The following is a 16,582-nucleotide window of genomic DNA, read 5'->3' on the forward strand; positions in this document are numbered from 1 at the left end:
ACGTCTCGGTACGATGACCGGCAACCGCAAGGCGGGAGTGACATGTCAGAGTTTCCCGGCTCCGCAGCCGACCTGCTGCCCCTGCTCACCCGCGCCGAACGACTACTCTCCCGCCGGGTCGGCGCCCTACTGGCCGACGAAGGGCTCACCATCGAGGCGTGGCGGGTGCTCGGTCTGCTCGCCGACGGGCTGGGCCATCCGATGAGTGAGGTGGCCGCCGAGGCGTCCCTGCCCCCGGGCACCCTGACCAAGCTGGTCGACCAACTGGTCGACCGCAACCTGGTCTTCCGCCGGGTCGACCCGGTCGACCGTCGCCGCATCCGGGCCTACCTGACCACCCGTGGCCGCGCCGAGCACGAACGCCTCGCCGCCCTGATCCGGGCCGACCTGGCCGACCTCAGCACAGTGGACGACATCACCCTCGCCACCCACCTGACCGCCCTGATCACCCGCCTGACCCCCCACCCCCACCCCACCCCCGCCTGACCCACCCAGGCCCACCCGCCCCAGCCCCCTGCCCGACCCAGCTCGGCTCGGCCCGGCGATCATGCACTTTTGGTCGCTGATACACGGCTTATGCGGCTTATGTGGCGACAAAAAGTGCAAGATCGGCGGGGCGCGGGGGCACAGGGGCGCGGGGTGCGGGGGCGCAGGGGGTGGTCAGCCGCCGTTGGTGGGGTGGAATTTTGGGACGCGGTGGCGGGCGGGTGCGGTGCGGTTGGTGATCGGGGAGACGGCGTCGAACATGGTGCGGCCGAGGACCGCGTGGGCGCGTACCGCCGGGTGGGTGCCGCCGTAGTTGTCCAGGTCGCCGAGGGAGTCGGCGAAGAAGGCGTAGGTCAGGGTGGGTGCGCCGGTGGGGTCGAACATGATGCCCACCTCGTGCCGGGCGGCACCCCGCGAGTCGTAGTCCGCCCCGTACTTGGTGGCCACCCGGCTGCGCTCGGCCGAGGACATGTCACGGCGAATCCCGTCGTGGTAGCCGTTGATCCAGCGCAGGATCCCGAGCAGGAAGTCGCTTGACCGGGTCGACAGCAGGGTTTTGTTGGCCAGCCGCCACAGCAGGTCGTGGGTCTCCCGCGGGGTGGTCACGCCGAGGAAGAACCGGTTCGGGTTGGCCACCGGTTCCACCCGGGTATGGGTGAAACCCTTGGCCGCGAGGATCTCGTTGATCTCCAGGGCCGGCACCACCCGGCCACACATCCGTACCGCGGTGTTGTCCGAGACGAGCAGCAACGCGGTGAGGAAGTTCGCCACGGTGATCTCGTCACCCCAGACGGTGTGCAGGAAGTAGATCCCGCTGCCGCCGAGGATGATGTCTCCGGTCAGGTCCAGGCGCTGACCGAGGGCCAGCTCACCACGGTCGATCTTGTCCATGACGGCCACCGCGACGGCGAGCTTCTGCACGCTGTAGCCGTGCGTCACCCGGTCGGCGTCGTCGTCCACGACGACATTCAGCCCACCGGCGGCACCGACCATCGCGACATGCGCATGCCACACACCCCCGGCCAGCGCCTTCTGCTTCCGGTACGCACGCCGGATCGCCTCCGGCGCCGGTAAGGTGCCGATCGACGATCCCGCGTCGGGGCCCGGTGCCGCCACGGCTCTGCCCGGCGTCGCGACCAGCGCCGCCGTCGCCACCCCGGCTCCGATGACGGCCCGACGACTCATCTGCTCAGCCATTCGCCACTCCTTCGCCCAGCGGTTCGGCCGGCGGGTGCCGGCACCGGACACACGGTGCCATATCACCTGATCCGGCGCAGTCCCGGTCAGCGGCGGATCAGGGCGAAGACTCCCCAGCCCAGGTGGTCGCGGCGGTAGCGCACGTGGCGCAGGGGGTCCTCGGTCAGCTCCTGACGTAGCTCGGGGGCCAGCGGATCGTCTGGGTTGTCGTCCAGCCAGCGGCGCAGGTTCAGCCAGTGTGCCGCCGCGTAGCGGTCCCAGCTGTCCTGGTCGGCCAGCACCATCTCGACCAGGTCCCAGCCCTGGTCACCGAAGAGACCGACCAGGCCGGGCAGGTCGTGGAAGTCGTCCCGGTGGGTGGTGTCGCAGCCCTCGACGGTCGCCTGGTCGGGTGGCTCGATGCGCCAGTACGGCTCACCGATCAGGGCCATGCCGCCCGGACGCAGGCCTCGGGCCAGGATCTCCAGGGTGCCGGGAACACCGTCGCCGATCCAGGTGGCCCCGACACAGGCCGCCACGTCGACCGGTTCCTCGCAGTCGTACGAGGCGGCGTCCCCGTGCACGAAGCTGACCTGTTCCGCCACCCCCAGTTCGACGGCTCGCTGCCGGGCGGCGGCGGTGAAGGCGGTGCTGATGTCCACGCCGGTGCCGATCACCCCGTGGTCGCGGGCCCAGGTGCAGAGCAGCTCACCCTTTCCGCTGCACAGGTCGAGGATCGAGGTGCCCGGGGCGAGTTTCAGCGCCCGCCCCAGGGTGGCCAGCTTCTCCGCGTCGAAGGGGTTGAGGATGCGCAGGTCACCCTCGCGGATGACGAATTGTCGCGGCAGGTCCATGCACCGGCACGCTAACCACCCGCGCCACCCGGGCCAACCGGATTACCAGGGACCGGCCGGTCCCCCGAGGCCGGCGGGTGGCACGGTCAGACCCGGGTCGACGCGCAGGCCGAAGTCCGGTTGTCCCAGCCAGTCCAGCCGGGCCGAGGTCTGCCCGGCGTGTTCGGCCAGCAGCAGCCGGACCCGGTACGCGGCCAGCAGCAGCGCCTGGAGGGAGTCCACCCCGTACGCGGTCTGCACCGAGTTCTCGTTCAGTCCCTCGACCTGGAATGGGCAGCCCCAGTCGCCGTTGCGCGACGACGGATCCGGATGTGGCTTCCCCAGGCGGACCACCAGCTCCGAGGTGGCACCATCCGGGTCGATGACCGCGATGCGCCGCTCGGCGACGACCTCACCCAGTTCGGACAACCTCTTGGTCCTCTCTCCCGGTCGAAGCAGCGATGCTATCCGGAAGATCGAGGTACGACCGCAGGGTGTGAGCGTCCGGAGCCGTGGCGGTCCACAGGGTCGCCGGTCCACCGGCCAACGGCAGCCGGGCCAGGGTGTCCCGTACCGCCGGTGGCTCGGGTGCTCGGGTGGGGTCGAGAACCAGCAGTGAACCGGTGGCCGGGGCGCCGTCGAGCACCGCCGGGCCGGCCCAGCCGGGTGCCTGGGGTCCGACCGTCAACGACTGACGCAACAGCGGCCTACCGGCCAGGTCCACCCAGGTGTTGATCTCGGCGTGCCCGGGTTGTTCGCCGTGCCGGCCACAGATCAACTCGTCCCGCCAGTGCAGGGTGCCGCCTTCGGCGACCTCCACCTGGGCGTCGGCTATGTGCGCGCAGCCGGCCGCGGCGACCAGTTGCTCCGGCAGCCAGTGCAGGACGGCCTCCGCCGCGACGGTGGCCCGCACCAGCATCCGGGAGACCGCCCCGGGGCGACCCGGCAGCGCGATGGAGGCGGCGACCGTCTGCACCCGTACCGCCGTACCCGGGCCGACCTCGACCTCCAGCCGCAGGTCGTCGCCGGCGAGCGGACCGGCCGCCCCGCCGACGACGTACACCGTGACGCCACCGCCCGGTCCGGGGACCTGGCGCAGCAGCAGGGGGCTCTCGCCGCGTAGCTCGGCCAGGGTGGTGCGGCCGTGCCGGTCGGCACGGGCCACCAGCCGGGCGGTGGCCCGCATCAGGCCTGCCCGGCGGGAACCGCCGCCCGGGTACCGGCGCGGTGGTGGGCCAGTTCGTGCCGGATCCACTCGGCGACCTGGGTGGCCAGGGGGTCCTCGGTGATGGACTGGAACACCGTGGGCAGGGTGCCGCGCCGGGCCCGGGCGTCGCGATCCATCACGGACAGGTCCGCGCCGACCATCGGCGCCAGATCGGTCTTGTTGATCACCAGGAGGTCGGCGGCGGTGACCCCCGGCCCGCCCTTGCGCGGCACCTTGTCCCCGCCGGCCACGTCGACCACGAAGATCTGCCGGTCGACCAGGCCCCGGCTGAAGGTGGCGGTCAGGTTGTCCCCGCCGCTCTCGACCAGCACCAGGTCCAGCGGGCCCAGCGCCTCGGCCAGTTCGTCGATCGCGTCGAGGTTCGCGCCGATGTCGTCGCGGATGGCGGTGTGCGGGCAGCAGCCGGTCTCCACCGCCCGGATCCGGGCCGGGTCGAGCACCCCGGCCCGCTTGAGGAAATCGGCGTCCTCGGTGGTGTAGATGTCGTTTGTCACCACGGCCAGCCGCAGTTCGTCGGCGAAGGCCCGACACAGCGCGGCGACCAGAGCGGTCTTGCCGGAGCCGACCGGACCGCCGATGCCGACCCGCAACGCCCGCACTTCCGTGGGCAGCGGGGCGTGCGGATCCACCCCCGGTTCGGGGTGGGTGTGGGGAACGGACTCGTCGTGAGCAAGGTCAGGACGCAAAGAGACGCACCTCCCAGGTGGCATGAGCTTCGGCGTGAATGTCGGCAAGTGGGGCCGCGGCGGCGGGCAGCCGCCACGGCGGTAGTTCGGCGGCGGCCGCCGCGCGGGCAGCGGTGGTGTCGCAGGCCTCGGCCAGTCGCACCAGCAGGGCCTGCACCTGGTACGGGTCGAGACCCAGCAGGCGTACGGCCGCACTGGCCGCCCCGGTCACTGTGGCGTGCACGGCTACCGTGGCGATCTGCCCCGGGTCCAGCCCGGCGGCGGCCCCGACCAGCCCGAGCACGAGCGGTTGGTGCGGGCCGCCCGGGGTCGCGGGCAGGTCGTCGAAGCCGGCGGCCGGCCAGATCTCCCGACCGGCCCGCAGCAGGGCCCGGCCCTGCCGCCGGGACACCGCCCGCTGGGCGGGCGAGGCGGTACGGGCGTCCAGTTCAGCGTCGAGTCGAGCGAGGGCCGCCCGTCGATCGTGGACCCCGTCCGCCCCCAGCGGACCGGCCGGCCGGCAGGCCGCCGCTGCGAAGGCCCCCGCGACCAGCCCGACGGTGGCCAGCCGACCGCGCAGGTACTCCCCCAGGGTCGCCAGGTCGGTCACCCGTCCGGCCGCCACGGCCGCCTCCAGGCCGCAGGAGTGGGCGTGCGCACCGGCCGGGAACCGTCCGTCGGCCACCAGCAGCAGAATCGTCGGTACGGCCATCAGAACAGGAAGTACCGCTGGGCCATGGGCAGTTCGGTGACCGGATCGGGTTCGACCACCTCTCCGTCGATGCGCACGGTGAAGGTGTCCGGGTCGACCTCGATGCGCGGCAGGGCGTTGTTCTGCGGCAGGTCCGCCTTGCCGCGCGAGCGCACATCGGCCACCGGCACCACCCGGCGGCGCACATCGAGACGTAACCCGGCCTCCAGGGCCACCGGGGCCACGAACGCCAGACTGGTGGCGGCCGCCGCACCGCCGTAGGCGCCGAACATCGGCCGGGGCAGCATCGGCTGGGGGGTGGGGATCGAGGCGTTCGAATCCCCCATCTGGGCGTACGCGATCATGCCGCCCTTGATGACCAGGTGTGGTCGTACGCCGAAGAAGGCCGGTTCCCAGAGCACCAGGTCGGCGAGCTTGCCGGGCTCGACCGACCCGATCTCGTGGTCGAGGCCGTTGGCCATGGCCGCGCAGATGGTGTACTTCGCCACGTACCGCCGGGCCCGGTGGTTGTCGGCGGCGCCGTCACCCGGCAGGGCCCCCACCCGGGCCTTCATCACGTGTGCGCTCTGCCAGGTGCGCAGCACGACCTCCCCGACCCGGCCCATGGCCTGGGAGTCCGAGCCGATGATGGAGATCGCCCCGAGGTCGTGCAGCAGGTCCTCGGCGGCCATGGTGGAGGGTCGGATCCGGCTCTCGGCGAAGGCCAGGTCCTCCGGCACGGCCGGGTTCAGATGGTGGCAGACCATCAGCATGTCCAGGTGCTCGGCGAGGGTGTTGCGGGTGTAGGGGCGGGTCGGGTTGGTCGAGGAGGGCAGCACGTTGGGTTCCCCGGCGACCGTGATGATGTCCGGCGCGTGTCCTCCCCCGGCCCCCTCCGTGTGGTACGAGTGGATGGCCCGGCCGCCGATCGCCCGCAGGGTGTCCGCGACGAATCCGGCCTCGTTGAGGGTGTCGGTGTGGATGGACACCTGCACCCCGGAGGCGTCCGCCACCCGCAGGCAGGCGTCGATCGCCGCTGGGGTGGTGCCCCAGTCCTCGTGCAACTTGAACCCGCCGGCCCCGGCCCGCAGCTGCTCCCACAGCGCCTCGGTGGAGACCGTGTTGCCCTTGCCGAGCAGCAGCACGTTGACCGGGAAGGCGTCGAGTGCCTCGTGCATCCGGGCCAGGTGCCAGGCGTTCGGGGTGACCGTGGTGGCCCGGGTGCCCTCGGCCGGTCCGGTGCCGCCGCCGACCAGGGTGGTGACCCCACCGGCCAAAGCCTCGGTGACGATCTGCGGGCAGATGAAGTGCACATGGGTGTCCACCGCCCCGGCGGTCAGGATGCGGCCGTTGCCGGCGATCACCTCGGTGGCCGGGCCGATCACCAGGTCGGGGTGCACCCCGTCCATGGTGTCCGGGTTGCCGGCCCGGCCCAGGGCCACGATCCGCCCGTCGCGCAGCCCCACGTCGGCCTTGACCACCCCCCAGTGGTCGAGCACCACCGCCCCGGTGATGACGGTGTCCAGGGCGCCCTCGGCCCGGGTGGCCCGGGACTGGCCCATCGACTCCCGGATCACCTTGCCGCCGCCGAAGACCGCCTCGTCACCGCCGACACAGTGGTCGTGCTCGACCTCGATGAGCAGGTTCGTGTCGGCCAACCGGATCCGGTCACCCGTGGTCGGCCCGTACAGCGCGGCGTAGCGGTTCCGCTCGACGGTGCTCATGCCGGCACCTCCGGACCGACGTCCAGTGCCCCGGCGCACTCGCCGCGCAGGCCGGGCACGATCCGGGCACCGGCCAACGGCACCAGGTCGACGCTGCGGCTCACCCCCGGCTCGAAACGCACTGAGGTGCCCGCCGGTACGGCCAACCGCTGCCCCCAGGCGATGTCCCGGTCGAAGTCCAGCGCCGGATTGGCCTCGGCGAAGTGGTAGTGCGAGCCGACCTGCACCGGCCGGTCGCCGGTGTTGACCACCAGCAGGGTGGTCACCGGCCGCCCGACGTTGATCTCCACCGGTTCGGCCGCCGGCAGGATCTCCCCCGGGATCACGGGATCGGGTGGTGCACCGTCACCAACTTGGTGCCGTCCGGGAACGTCGCCTCCACCTGCACCTCCCCCAGCAACTCGGGGATGCCGTCCTGCACGTCCTCGCGGGTCAGCACGGTACGGCCGGCGGACATCAGGTCGACCACGGAACGCCCGTCGCGGGCGCCTTCGAGCAGGAAGGCGGTGATCACCGCGACGGCTTCGGGATAGTTCAGGCGCAGGCCGCGTTCGCGGCGACGCCGGGCGACATCGGCCGCCACATGCACGAGCAGACGATCCTGCTCATGGGGAGTGAGATACAAGGGTGGCTCCCGGTGGGTGTCCGCGCCCCGTCGACCGCCGGCTGCGACGCCTCGACGCGCCGTCCCACGGTTCGGGGCTCGCCCGCCGGGTCCCGCCACGTGTGCGGGCGTCGGGAGTTCCACCCTCCCGGCCCACCTGGCGAGGCACCGGCGGTGGCTTATCGGATGCGGACCGCACCGCCCACCGCTGACCAGACCGTAAGGGATCACGCGGGCCGTGGCAATGGGCGATCGATGGTCGCCTCGCTCGTGTCGAAAGCCGTGTGCCGGGTTCAGCCGCCACCGGGCAGGTCGAGCCGCTCACCGGTGACGGCCTCGACCTCCTGGGCACAGATCTCCAGCAACGGCATGTCGTCGTAGTTGCTCAGCACCACACCGACCCAACCGGTGTCCGGGTAGACGGTCCAGTTCGCACCGACCCCGCCCGCACCGCCGCCGCGCCCGATCACCCACTGGCCGCCGATGATCGAGACAGGCATCGTGTACGCCTCGAACCCGGCGGGACCGGGACCGGGAAGCTTGGCCCCGGCGAACAGGTCGGCGTACGGCCGCTCCAGCAACGTGCCGTCGTACAGCGCGGACGCGAACCGGGCCAGGTCCGGTGCGGTGGCGAAGCCGTCGGCGGAGGCGTACCCGATGAAACTGCGCCCCGGATTCCTGCCCCGGATCGGCGGGCTGATGCTGCCGGTGTCCAGGTGGCGTACGGCGTCCACCCGGCTGCCGTCGGCCTGGCGCATGTACGGATGCGCGATGCGCGGGTCGGTGAGCCACTGCTTCCGGGTGAAGAACCCCGAGCCGGTCATGCCAGCGCGTTCGAAAATGTGCTCGTGGGTGTAGTCCCAGAACGTCATGCCGGACACGACCTCGACGATCTGCGCCGCCATGGCCAGACCCACACCGCCACCGGGGAGATGACCGTTGGCTCCCGAGCCGGGGACCCCCACCAACCGCGCCTGCCGGACCCACTGCTCGCCGACCTCGTGCACCTCCTGGCGACTGTGATAGACCCGTAGCCAGTCCGGCATCGGGGCGTCGATGCCGGAGGTGCTGGTGAGCAGATGGTGGATGGTCACCTGCTCGGCGATCTCCGTCGCCACCCCTTCCAGGTGCCTGCCCACCGGGTCCGACAGCGACACCTTCCCCTGCTGCACGAGTTGCAGGATCGCCACCGACAGGAACGGTTGGCTCGCCGAGGAGAGGTGGAACGCGACATTCTCGTGGTTGCGGATCCTCCGCTCCTTGTCGGCCATGCCGTAGCTGCGGGACAACACCGTCCGACCCCGGTACGACAGCAGCACCACCCCGGAGAACCTGTCCTGTGCCGCCAGCTTCGCCACGAACCGGTCGTACGCTCCGCCGGGCCGGGTCGCCGGCGGGATCCGACCCGGCCCGGGAGGCCCGGCGGTGACGCGGCGGTCGGCGGTCGGCGGGGCCGCATCGGCGAAGTCGGCACCCACCAGTGGAGCGCCGGCCGCCACCAACCCGCCCCACCCGAGCAGTCGCCTCCGGTCGATACCGGATGCCGATTCCAAATCCATGATCACGGTCCTTTCCTGTTGGTCGAGCTGCCCCGTGTCGTCCGATCACGGGGGTCTGCGCTTTACCGAACAGGAACGGCTGTTGCGACGGCGTACGCGTTTCTGGATACGCCGACGATATGTCGCACCCCGTAGCATCGACGGCGTGCGGGTGTTGATCGTCGAGGACGAGCCCTATCTGGCCGATGCCATTCGCGATGGTCTACGCCTGGCGGCGATCGCCGCCGACATCGCCGCTGACGGCGACACCGCCCTGGAGTTGCTGGACGGCAACGCCTACAGTGTCGCCGTCCTCGACCGCGACATTCCCGGCCCGTCCGGCGACGAGATCGCCGAAAGAATCGTCGCCTCGGGCAGCGGTACGCCGATCCTCATGCTCACCGCTGCCAGCCGACTCGACGACAAGGCATCCGGATTCGCACTCGGTGCCGACGACTACCTCACCAAGCCCTTCGAACTGCGCGAACTCGTGCTCAGGCTCAGAGCACTCGATCGGCGCCGCGCCCACACCAGGCCACCCGTGCGGGAGATCGCCGGGCTGCGGCTGGATCCGTTCCGCCGCGAGGTCCACCGCGACGGCCGCTATGTCGCGCTGACCCGCAAACAGTTCGCCGTGCTCGAGGTGCTCGTCGCCGCCGAAGGCGGTGTGGTGAGCGCCGAGGAACTGCTGCGACAGGCGTGGGACGAGAACGCGGACCCGTTCACCAACGCCGTGCGGATCACCATCTCGGCACTGCGCAAACGGCTCGGCGAGCCCTGGATCATCTCCACAGTGCCCGGCGTCGGCTACCGCATCGACAGGGCACGACCGTAGCCCGGCCACCCGGTTTGAGCGTTCGCCTCAAACTCACCCTCAGCTACGCCGGGTTTCTCCTGCTCGCCGTCGCCCTGCTGCTCGCGGTCGTGTGGCTGTTCCTGCTCCGGTATGTGCCCGACGGTGTGCTCCTCACCGGGCCGCCGGGGTCGCACCCCCGCCTCTTCATTCCCAATCGGTCCGACCTGCTGCGCGCCTTCGCGCCGAAGGCCGCGGCGCTGTGGGCGTTGCTGCTGCTGTTCGGCCTGGGGGGCGGGTGGCTCCTGGCCGGCCGGATTCTCGCACCGCTGACCCGCCTCACCGACGCCACCCGCCGGGCCGCGGCCGGATCGCTCTCCCACCGGATCCGATTGCCGGGCCGCCGGGACGAGTTCCGCGAACTCGCCGACGCGTTCGACACCATGCTCGCCCGACTCGAAACACACGTCGCGGAGCAGCGCAGATTCGCCGCCAATGCCTCACACGAACTACGCACCCCACTGTCGATCACGCAGACACTTCTCGACGTGGCACGTACCGATCGGCACCGCGACCTCGGCGAGATCATCGATCGCCTGCACGCCGTCAATTGCCGGGCCGTCAAACTCACCGAAGCGTTGCTTCTGTTCAGTCGTGCCAACGAAAAGTCATTCACCCGCGAACGCCTCGACCTTTCCCTGCTCGCGGAGGAGGCTGCCGAAACGCTCCTGCCGCTTGCCGAGAAACGCGGCCTGACCATTCAGTCGCGGGCCGATCTCGCCCCGGTCCTGGGCTCACACCCGCTCCTGTTGCAGATGACGACGAATCTCCTGCACAACGCGATCATCCACAACACCGCCGATCAGGGCACCGTGTGGATCACGACAAGTGTCGCGCCCGAGGCTGTGCTGCTCACCGTCGAGAACACCGGCGAGCGACTCCCCCCACAACTGGTCGCCACGCTGGTGGAGCCCTTTCAGCGCGGCACCGAACGGGTCCGCGCGGAGCACGCCGGTGTCGGCCTCGGCCTGGCCATCGTCACGAGCATCGTCCAGGCACACGACGGTGCCCTCACCCTCACCGCCCGTCCCGCCGGCGGGCTCCGCGTCTCGGTACGCCTACCTGCCGCACCACCGGAGATGACCTGGGCGTGAGGGCCGTCATATCGGGTGGACGCCGACCGGTCACCTGCTGCTAGCCTCTGCCGCAGGTCATGAGTGCCAGCGTGAAGCCCCGGCTTGCTGGCCGGCAACCCTCGTCCGCGCAGGGGTGCCCCGGGTGAGGACCAGGCATCGGAGTGGCTCCGGTGCAAGCGTGGCCTGGTTTCCAGGTCATCACGACCTCGAGGGAGACCCATGTCGTACCGCAGTCGATCCGCTCCCGCGGCGACCTGCCTGGACCTGACCCGACGTCGGCACGTCGACATGATGCGGGTCTGTAGCGCCGCGTGTAGCTGACCGCGTCGCCGCCGGTCACCGCGCCTTCGGGCGTACGGTGACCAGCCCTCTCCCCTCTTGTCATCGATTCATCCCCACGGTCCGTCGTACGGCGGACCGTCGGTGCGGCACGTCCGTGCCCGCCGTCGTTCATCCAGGAGACACCTGTGCGAATCCTTCCTGCCCTGACCCGGGCCGCCGCCGTCGGCGCTGCCGCAGTCCTCGCCGCCGTCACCCTCACCGCCTGCGGCTCGGACTCGGCCGGCGAGGCCGACAACCCGTACAACCTGCTCCAGCCGGGGGTGCTGCGGGCCGGCACCCTCACCGACGCGCCGCCGAACGTGTACCTCAAGGACGGCAAGTTCACCGGGTTCGACAACGACCTGCTGGTCGCCGCCGCCGACAAGCTGGGGCTGCGGGTCGAGTTCGTCGGCACGGACTTCTCCGGCCTGCTGGCCCAGGTCAACAACCGCAAGTTCGACGTCGGCAGCTCCTCGATCACCATCACCGAGGCGCGGAAGAAGACGGTCGACTTCGGCAACGGCTACGACTTCGGCTACCTCGGCCTCAACGTGCCGGCCGGTTCGACCCTGAGCAGCTTCGCCGAGCTGCCCGGCAAGCGGGTGGTCGTCGTGCAGGGCACCGTCCAGGACGACTACGCCACCACCAAGGGACTGGACCCGGTACGGGTGCCGGACTACAACGGCGCCCTCAACCAGCTCAAGGCGGGCACCGCGGACGCCTGGATCTCCCCGGCCGAGATCGGTGAGAAGACCGCCGCGGACAGCGGCGGCAAGATCGAGGTGGCGGCGAAGGAACTCAGCCCGGCCCCCACGGCGTACGCCGTCGCCAAGGGCAACGACGCGCTGCGCGAGGCGCTGAACAAGGCCCTCGACGAGGTCATCGCCGACGGCACCTGGACCCGGCTCAGCGAACAGTACTACCCGGGTCGGGCGATCCCGGCCGACTTCACCCCGGGCAGCGGCAACGTGACCGTCCCGTCGGCGGCCCCCTCGGCCGCTTCCTGACCGGTACGACCAGCTAGCAGGGCGGAGGTTGACCCGTGGATCCGTTGCGCACCCTGTGGGAGACGTTCTTCGACTGGGAGTCGATGCGCGAGGCGCTACCCGAGATGATCACTGTCGGGTTGCCGAACACGCTGATCCTGGCGGTCACCGCCGCCCTGCTCGGCTCGGCGCTGGGCATCCTGCTGGCCGTCGCGGGCATCTCGCGGACCCGCTGGCTGCGCTGGCCGGCCCGGGTCTACACGGACGTGTTCCGGGGCCTGCCGGCGGCGGCGACCATCCTGCTGATCGGGGTCGGGCTGGCCCCGCTGGGTATGCAGGTGTGGGGACCCAACCCGTACCCGTTGGGCATCCTGGCGCTGTCGCTGATCGCCTCGGCGTACATCGGGGAGATCTTCCGCTCCGGCATCCAGTCGGTGGAGGCCACCCAACTGGAGGCGGCCCGCGCGCTGGGCTTCTCCTGGGGGGAGGCGATGCGCCGGGTGATCATTCCCCAGGGCATCCGGCGGGTCCTGCCGGCCTGGGTGAACCAGCTGATCTCCCTGATCAAGGACTCCAGCCTGGTCTACTTCCTGGGGCTGCTGGCCAGCCAGCGGGAACTGTTCCGGATCGGGCAGGACTACGCCGCCAACACCGGCAACCAGTCGGCGCTGCTGCTGGCCGGGCTCTTCTACCTGGTGCTGACGGTGCCGTTGACCCACTTCGTCAACTGGATCGACCGGCGGCTGCGGCACGGTAGGCCGGCCACCGGCCCGGCCGACGAGGACCCCGACGACCTCGACCTGGCGCTGCCCGGCGCCGCGGGAGGAAACCAACGATGAGCGACTCGGTCAGCCTGAGCCTGCGCGACGTGCACCTGGCCTTCGGGCGGCACCAGGTGCTGCGCGGGGTGGACCTGAACGTGGCCCGGGGCGCGACGGCCTGCGTGATCGGCCCCTCCGGGTCGGGCAAGTCGACCCTGCTGCGTACGGTGAACCGGTTGTTGGAGCCGGATCGCGGCGATGTGCTGCTGGACGGGCGCAGCGTGCTGCGCGACGACCCGGACCTGCTGCGGCAGCGGGTGGGCATGGTCTTCCAACAGTTCAACCTGTTCCCGCACATGAGCGTGCTGCGCAACATCACCCTGGCCCTGCGCCGGATCCGCAAGCTCGGCGAGGACGAGGCGGCGGCGGTGGCCCGCGAACACCTGGACCGGGTGGGGCTGGCCGCCAAGGCCGACGCCCGCCCGGCGCACCTGTCCGGTGGGCAGCAGCAGCGGGTCGCCATCGCCCGGGCCCTGGCCATGCAGCCGCAGGTGATGCTCTTCGACGAGGCCACCTCGGCACTGGACCCGGAGCTGGTCAAGGGTGTTCTGGCGTTGATGGCGGACCTGTCGGCGCAGGGCATGACCATGGTCGTGGTGACCCACGAGATGGGTTTCGCCCGGGAGGTCGCCGACACGGTCGCCTTCATGGACGCCGGGGTGGTGCTGGAGGCCGGTGAACCGACCGCGATCTTCGAAGCGGCGCAGCATCCCCGCCTGCGCCGCTTCCTCTCCCAGGTGCTCTGAGCAGCCCCGGGACTGTCGTCACTGTCCGGTCGGCAGTTGCCCGTCGAACTCAGGGCAACGCTTCATGGTGTAGTCCGACACCGGCGGCATCGCCGTCTTGAGCCCCTCCATGGTCTGGCCGAGGCGGGCGTACGCCGCGGGATCCTGAGGCATGCTCTTGCCGGAGGCGTCGATGACCGCGGCGTAGAACTCGCCGAGCGTCGTCACGTCGGACTTGATCTCGGCCGGCGCTGCCGCCTTCAGCTCCTTCAGCTGGGTACGGGCCTGCGCCACCTCGGCCTTGCCCGCGCTCTCGGTGAACAGCGGGTCCATCGCGACGGTGAACGCCTGCACCGCCTCGCACCAGCGGTCACCGTCACCCGGCCCGGCCTTCTCACCGCCGCTGCCCTGGTCGGGTGCCTCCCCACCGTCGACCCGAGTCGTCGCGCCCGACGTGTCGGCCCCACCCGAGGCGGCATCGTCCGGCCCGCCAGCACAGCCGGTCAGCACAAGCCCGGCCGCGAGCACGACAAGCAGCCCTCGAATCCGTAGCATCGTCTTCTCCCTCGACCTGAGCACGCTGACCGCCCCCGTCTGCCGCCGGCGCCATCGCGGTCACGGCACACGCCACCTCGGCGTCCACAGCGACCTCTCCGGACAGTGAGCAGTCTGATGGACAGTCTTCGGGGGCGGTTCAGGAATTGTTCAGGCGGGCCCGATCCGGCAGCGCGGAGGCGGCAGGTTGGACACCGATCTCGGCCATCCGCGCGACGTACTCCTGATAGCGCCGGTTGGCCTCACCGTGCCGCCCGGCGGCCGACAACGCGCCGATCAGCCCGAGGTGGGCCGGCTCGTCGTAACCGTCCTCGCCGACCAGCCGCAGGTACCAACCGATCGCCGCGTCGGCCCGGTCCAGGTGCAGATGCCGTCTCGCCAGCCGGTGGGTCACCTCGCGGTGCAGCGCGGACAGCAGCGCCCGGGGCCGCTGGAGCGTCGCGCCGACGACCTCGTCGTCGGCACAGAGATCGCCGGCGTACATGGCCACCACCGTCTCCAGCTGGCTCAGCAACCGGTCGTCGGCGGCGGTGCCGGACGGCGGCGGGCTCGCGGTGTCGGCCACGACGGCCGCTCGGGCCGCGTCGTGGAAGCGCAACGCGTCCACCACCACATGTGCCGTACTGAGCTGCACCGTCGCCGAATCGGTGATCAGGTAACGGTCCGCCGGATGTCGCCGACCCGGGTCGAGCACACCCCGCACGGTCGAGATCAGCACCGACAGGCGGCGCAGCGCCACCTCGGCGCGGGCCTGCGGCCACAGCGCGGCGGCCAGGGCGTCGCGGGCCGCCGGTCTGCCGAGTTGCGCGGCCACCAGGTGGAGCAGATCCCGCGCCTTGCGGGACTGCCAGCTGCCGACCGGCACCGCCGCGCCGGCCAGCCGCACCGCGAACTGGCCCAGGATCTGCACCTCCACCTCGGGAACCGATGCCGGCCCGATCGCCGCCAACGGCCCGGCGACATGCCAGCCACCTTCCTGTACGCCGATGCGGCGCAGCCGCTCGTACGCGATCTGCTCCGCGACCAGGTCACCGGTGAGCCGGGCCTGGAGCAGGGCGTTGGTGGCGAGCGCGAACTCGTTGCCGAGTTCGGCCCAGATCGCCGCCGCCTCGACCAGGTCGGCGAGCAGCCGGCGTACGGTCCGGGGCGAGGTCGCCTCGGGGTTGGCGCGGTGGACGGCGAGGGTGACGAGTTCCATGGCCTCGGCCAGGCCAGCCGTGTCCCGGCGGCGACCGGCCTCGGCGCGGGCCTGTTCGCCGTATCGCAGGGCGGTTTGCGGGTCTCCGCAGCAGAGGGCGACCCAGCCTGCGGCCAACTCGGCGACGGTGGGGCCCGCGGAACTGGGCAGCGACAGGGCCCGCTCGGCGTGGCGGGCCGCCGTCTGCGGGTCGTCGGCGTAGCTGAGCCGGGCGAGTCCCGCGCACGCCTCCACCAGCACCTGCGCGTTGCCGTCCGGCTCCCCCATGGCCAGCGCGGCCCGATAAGCGGCCACCGCCTGGCGGGTCGCCCCCCGCACCCGGTGCACCCGGGCGGCCAACGTCAACCCGAAGGCGGCCAACGGCGAACCGGCCCGCTGCCACCGGGCCAGCGCCTTGTCGGCGTCGCTGCGGGCACGATGCAGGTCACCCAGGCCCAGCCACGCCTCCGCCCGGTTGTGCAGCGCCAACGCGAGCAGCATCTGCTGCCCGAGCAGCTCGCCGAGCCGGACCGCCTCGTCGAGTTCCTCGATGGCCGGCCGGTAGTGACCCTCCTCGATGAGCCGCGACCCGACATTGCACCGGATCCGCAGTTGCTGCCCGAAGTCACCGGCGCGTTCGGCCGCCGCCAGGGCCTGGGCGTACGCGTGTTCGTTTCCCGCGCGGTCGCCGTCGCCGAACGCGGCCAACGCCTGCGCCAAATAGGCCGCCGCCACCGCCGCGTCGTCGCCGCTGCGTTCGGCGACCCGGATCGCATCCGTCGCCAACTGCCGGGTACGCGCCTGGTCGCCCTGGGCCCAGCGGGTCGCGGCCCAGCCGGCGAGGACCTGGGCGTGGTCGGCCAGCGCCGACGGGCGCTCGTCGGCGAGGTCGAGGGCGAGGTCGACGCGGCGATAGCAGGCGTCGGCCGCGTCGAACCGACCATGCTGGTGCAGCAGCACACCGAGCCGCCAGGCCAGCCCTGCCGGTAGCGGCAGGTCCGCCGGGACGGCTGCCAACCGGCGCAGGGCCTCGTCCTGGTGTCCCTGGTGGAGGGCCGTCTCGATCGGGGTGAGCAGGTCACGCATGTCCACACCACCCATGCCGGTGGGCAGGACGTGAGAC

18 protein-coding genes and 1 riboswitch are annotated in these 16,582 nt (G+C 71.4%); of the genes, 6 read left to right on the forward strand and 12 right to left on the reverse strand.

What is annotated here, in order from left to right; all coding sequences use genetic code 11:
- Nucleotides 1–42: 42 nt before the first annotated feature.
- Entirely contained in the window at nt 43–486 is a 444-nt protein-coding gene (locus tag ABZ795_RS23255) for a MarR family winged helix-turn-helix transcriptional regulator (RefSeq protein WP_327025608.1), read from the forward strand.
- A 174-nt stretch (nt 487–660) separates the two neighbouring features.
- Here the strand turns inward: ABZ795_RS23255 and ABZ795_RS23260 are convergent, their stop codons facing one another.
- The 10 genes from ABZ795_RS23260 to ABZ795_RS23305 form a co-directional block, all read right to left on the reverse strand.
- Nucleotides 661–1,683 (reverse strand): serine hydrolase, encoded by a 1,023-nt coding sequence (locus ABZ795_RS23260; RefSeq protein WP_357531856.1) that lies wholly within the window; start codon nt 1,681–1,683, stop codon nt 661–663.
- Nucleotides 1,684–1,769: 86 nt separating this feature from the next.
- Entirely contained in the window at nt 1,770–2,516 is a 747-nt protein-coding gene (locus ABZ795_RS23265; RefSeq protein WP_357531857.1) for a methyltransferase domain-containing protein, read from the reverse strand.
- Nucleotides 2,517–2,558: 42 nt separating this feature from the next.
- On the reverse strand, nt 2,559–2,924 hold the full coding sequence (locus ABZ795_RS23270; RefSeq protein ID WP_357531858.1) for a hypothetical protein: 366 nt from the start codon (nt 2,922–2,924) through the stop codon (nt 2,559–2,561).
- Nucleotides 2,908–3,681 (reverse strand): urease accessory protein UreD, encoded by a 774-nt coding sequence (locus ABZ795_RS23275; RefSeq protein ID WP_357531859.1) that lies wholly within the window; start codon nt 3,679–3,681, stop codon nt 2,908–2,910. Before ABZ795_RS23275 ends, ABZ795_RS23270 begins: the two co-directional genes overlap by 17 nt.
- A complete protein-coding gene (gene ureG / locus ABZ795_RS23280) occupies nt 3,681–4,409 on the reverse strand; it encodes an urease accessory protein UreG (RefSeq protein ID WP_357531860.1) in 729 nt (242 codons plus the stop codon). Before ureG ends, ABZ795_RS23275 begins: the two co-directional genes overlap by 1 nt.
- Nucleotides 4,399–5,100, reverse strand: coding sequence for an urease accessory UreF family protein (locus ABZ795_RS23285; RefSeq protein WP_357531861.1), 702 nt, complete (start codon nt 5,098–5,100; stop codon nt 4,399–4,401). The genes ureG and ABZ795_RS23285 overlap by 11 nt, the downstream gene beginning before the upstream one ends.
- Entirely contained in the window at nt 5,100–6,803 is a 1,704-nt protein-coding gene (locus tag ABZ795_RS23290) for an urease subunit alpha (RefSeq protein WP_357531862.1), read from the reverse strand. Before ABZ795_RS23290 ends, ABZ795_RS23285 begins: the two co-directional genes overlap by 1 nt.
- Nucleotides 6,800–7,129 (reverse strand): urease subunit beta, encoded by a 330-nt coding sequence (locus ABZ795_RS23295; protein WP_357531863.1) that lies wholly within the window; start codon nt 7,127–7,129, stop codon nt 6,800–6,802. The genes ABZ795_RS23290 and ABZ795_RS23295 overlap by 4 nt, the downstream gene beginning before the upstream one ends.
- Nucleotides 7,126–7,428 carry an urease subunit gamma gene (locus ABZ795_RS23300; protein WP_013734263.1) on the reverse strand — a complete coding sequence of 101 codons (303 nt, stop codon included), beginning with the start codon at nt 7,426–7,428 and terminating at the stop codon, nt 7,126–7,128. Before ABZ795_RS23300 ends, ABZ795_RS23295 begins: the two co-directional genes overlap by 4 nt.
- A gap of 272 nt (nt 7,429–7,700) precedes the next feature.
- Nucleotides 7,701–8,966, reverse strand: a complete 1,266-nt coding sequence (locus ABZ795_RS23305) for a serine hydrolase domain-containing protein (protein ID WP_357531864.1) — start codon at nt 8,964–8,966, stop codon at nt 7,701–7,703.
- Between the two features lie 145 nt (nt 8,967–9,111).
- On the opposite strand from ABZ795_RS23305, the gene ABZ795_RS23310 reads away from it, so the two are divergent.
- The 5 genes from ABZ795_RS23310 (at nt 9,112) to ABZ795_RS23330 (ending at nt 13,748) form a co-directional block, all read left to right on the forward strand.
- Nucleotides 9,112–9,780, forward strand: a complete 669-nt coding sequence (locus ABZ795_RS23310; RefSeq protein WP_357531865.1) for a response regulator transcription factor — start codon at nt 9,112–9,114, stop codon at nt 9,778–9,780.
- A 14-nt stretch (nt 9,781–9,794) separates the two neighbouring features.
- A complete protein-coding gene (locus ABZ795_RS23315; protein ID WP_357531866.1) occupies nt 9,795–10,892 on the forward strand; it encodes a HAMP domain-containing sensor histidine kinase in 1,098 nt (365 codons plus the stop codon).
- 55 nt (nt 10,893–10,947) lie between these two features.
- Nucleotides 10,948–11,059, forward strand: a riboswitch (SAM riboswitch).
- A gap of 282 nt (nt 11,060–11,341) precedes the next feature.
- Complete coding sequence (locus ABZ795_RS23320) at nt 11,342–12,202, forward strand: ABC transporter substrate-binding protein (RefSeq protein ID WP_357531867.1); 861 nt, start codon at nt 11,342–11,344, stop codon at nt 12,200–12,202.
- A 35-nt stretch (nt 12,203–12,237) separates the two neighbouring features.
- Nucleotides 12,238–13,020 carry an amino acid ABC transporter permease gene (locus tag ABZ795_RS23325; RefSeq protein WP_357531868.1) on the forward strand — a complete coding sequence of 261 codons (783 nt, stop codon included), beginning with the start codon at nt 12,238–12,240 and terminating at the stop codon, nt 13,018–13,020.
- The gene (locus ABZ795_RS23330; protein ID WP_327025594.1) at nt 13,017–13,748 is read left to right on the forward strand and encodes an amino acid ABC transporter ATP-binding protein; all 732 of its coding nucleotides are present in this window, start codon (nt 13,017–13,019) and stop codon (nt 13,746–13,748) included. Before ABZ795_RS23325 ends, ABZ795_RS23330 begins: the two co-directional genes overlap by 4 nt.
- Before the next feature lie 18 nt (nt 13,749–13,766).
- Here ABZ795_RS23330 and ABZ795_RS23335 read toward each other — a convergent pair whose 3' ends face one another.
- On the reverse strand, nt 13,767–14,282 hold the full coding sequence (locus ABZ795_RS23335) for a hypothetical protein (RefSeq protein WP_357531869.1): 516 nt from the start codon (nt 14,280–14,282) through the stop codon (nt 13,767–13,769).
- Nucleotides 14,283–14,421: 139 nt separating this feature from the next.
- Entirely contained in the window at nt 14,422–16,545 is a 2,124-nt protein-coding gene (locus tag ABZ795_RS23340; RefSeq protein WP_357531870.1) for a bacterial transcriptional activator domain-containing protein, read from the reverse strand.
- Nucleotides 16,546–16,582: the final 37 nt, after the last annotated feature.

The organism is Micromonospora sp. NPDC047134 (assembly GCF_040643455.1).
In the GTDB taxonomy this organism is placed as follows: Bacteria; Actinomycetota; Actinomycetes; order Mycobacteriales; family Micromonosporaceae; genus Micromonospora.

What these genes read in the sequence shown, in the direction of transcription:
- ABZ795_RS23265 (WP_357531857.1), bottom strand. Translation starts at nt 2,516, where the DNA reads ATGGACCTGCCGCGACAATTCGTCATCCGCGAGGGTGACCTGCGCATC.
- ABZ795_RS23255 (WP_327025608.1), top strand. Translation starts at nt 43, where the DNA reads ATGTCAGAGTTTCCCGGCTCCGCAGCCGACCTGCTGCCCCTGCTCACC.
- ABZ795_RS23260 (WP_357531856.1), bottom strand. Translation starts at nt 1,683, where the DNA reads ATGGCTGAGCAGATGAGTCGTCGGGCCGTCATCGGAGCCGGGGTGGCG.
- ABZ795_RS23275 (WP_357531859.1), bottom strand. Translation starts at nt 3,681, where the DNA reads ATGCGGGCCACCGCCCGGCTGGTGGCCCGTGCCGACCGGCACGGCCGC.
- ABZ795_RS23330 (WP_327025594.1), top strand. Translation starts at nt 13,017, where the DNA reads ATGAGCGACTCGGTCAGCCTGAGCCTGCGCGACGTGCACCTGGCCTTC.
- ABZ795_RS23285 (WP_357531861.1), bottom strand. Translation starts at nt 5,100, where the DNA reads ATGGCCGTACCGACGATTCTGCTGCTGGTGGCCGACGGACGGTTCCCG.
- ABZ795_RS23290 (WP_357531862.1), bottom strand. Translation starts at nt 6,803, where the DNA reads ATGAGCACCGTCGAGCGGAACCGCTACGCCGCGCTGTACGGGCCGACC.
- ABZ795_RS23305 (WP_357531864.1), bottom strand. Translation starts at nt 8,966, where the DNA reads ATGGATTTGGAATCGGCATCCGGTATCGACCGGAGGCGACTGCTCGGG.
- ABZ795_RS23335 (WP_357531869.1), bottom strand. Translation starts at nt 14,282, where the DNA reads ATGCTACGGATTCGAGGGCTGCTTGTCGTGCTCGCGGCCGGGCTTGTG.
- ABZ795_RS23340 (WP_357531870.1), bottom strand. Translation starts at nt 16,545, where the DNA reads ATGCGTGACCTGCTCACCCCGATCGAGACGGCCCTCCACCAGGGACAC.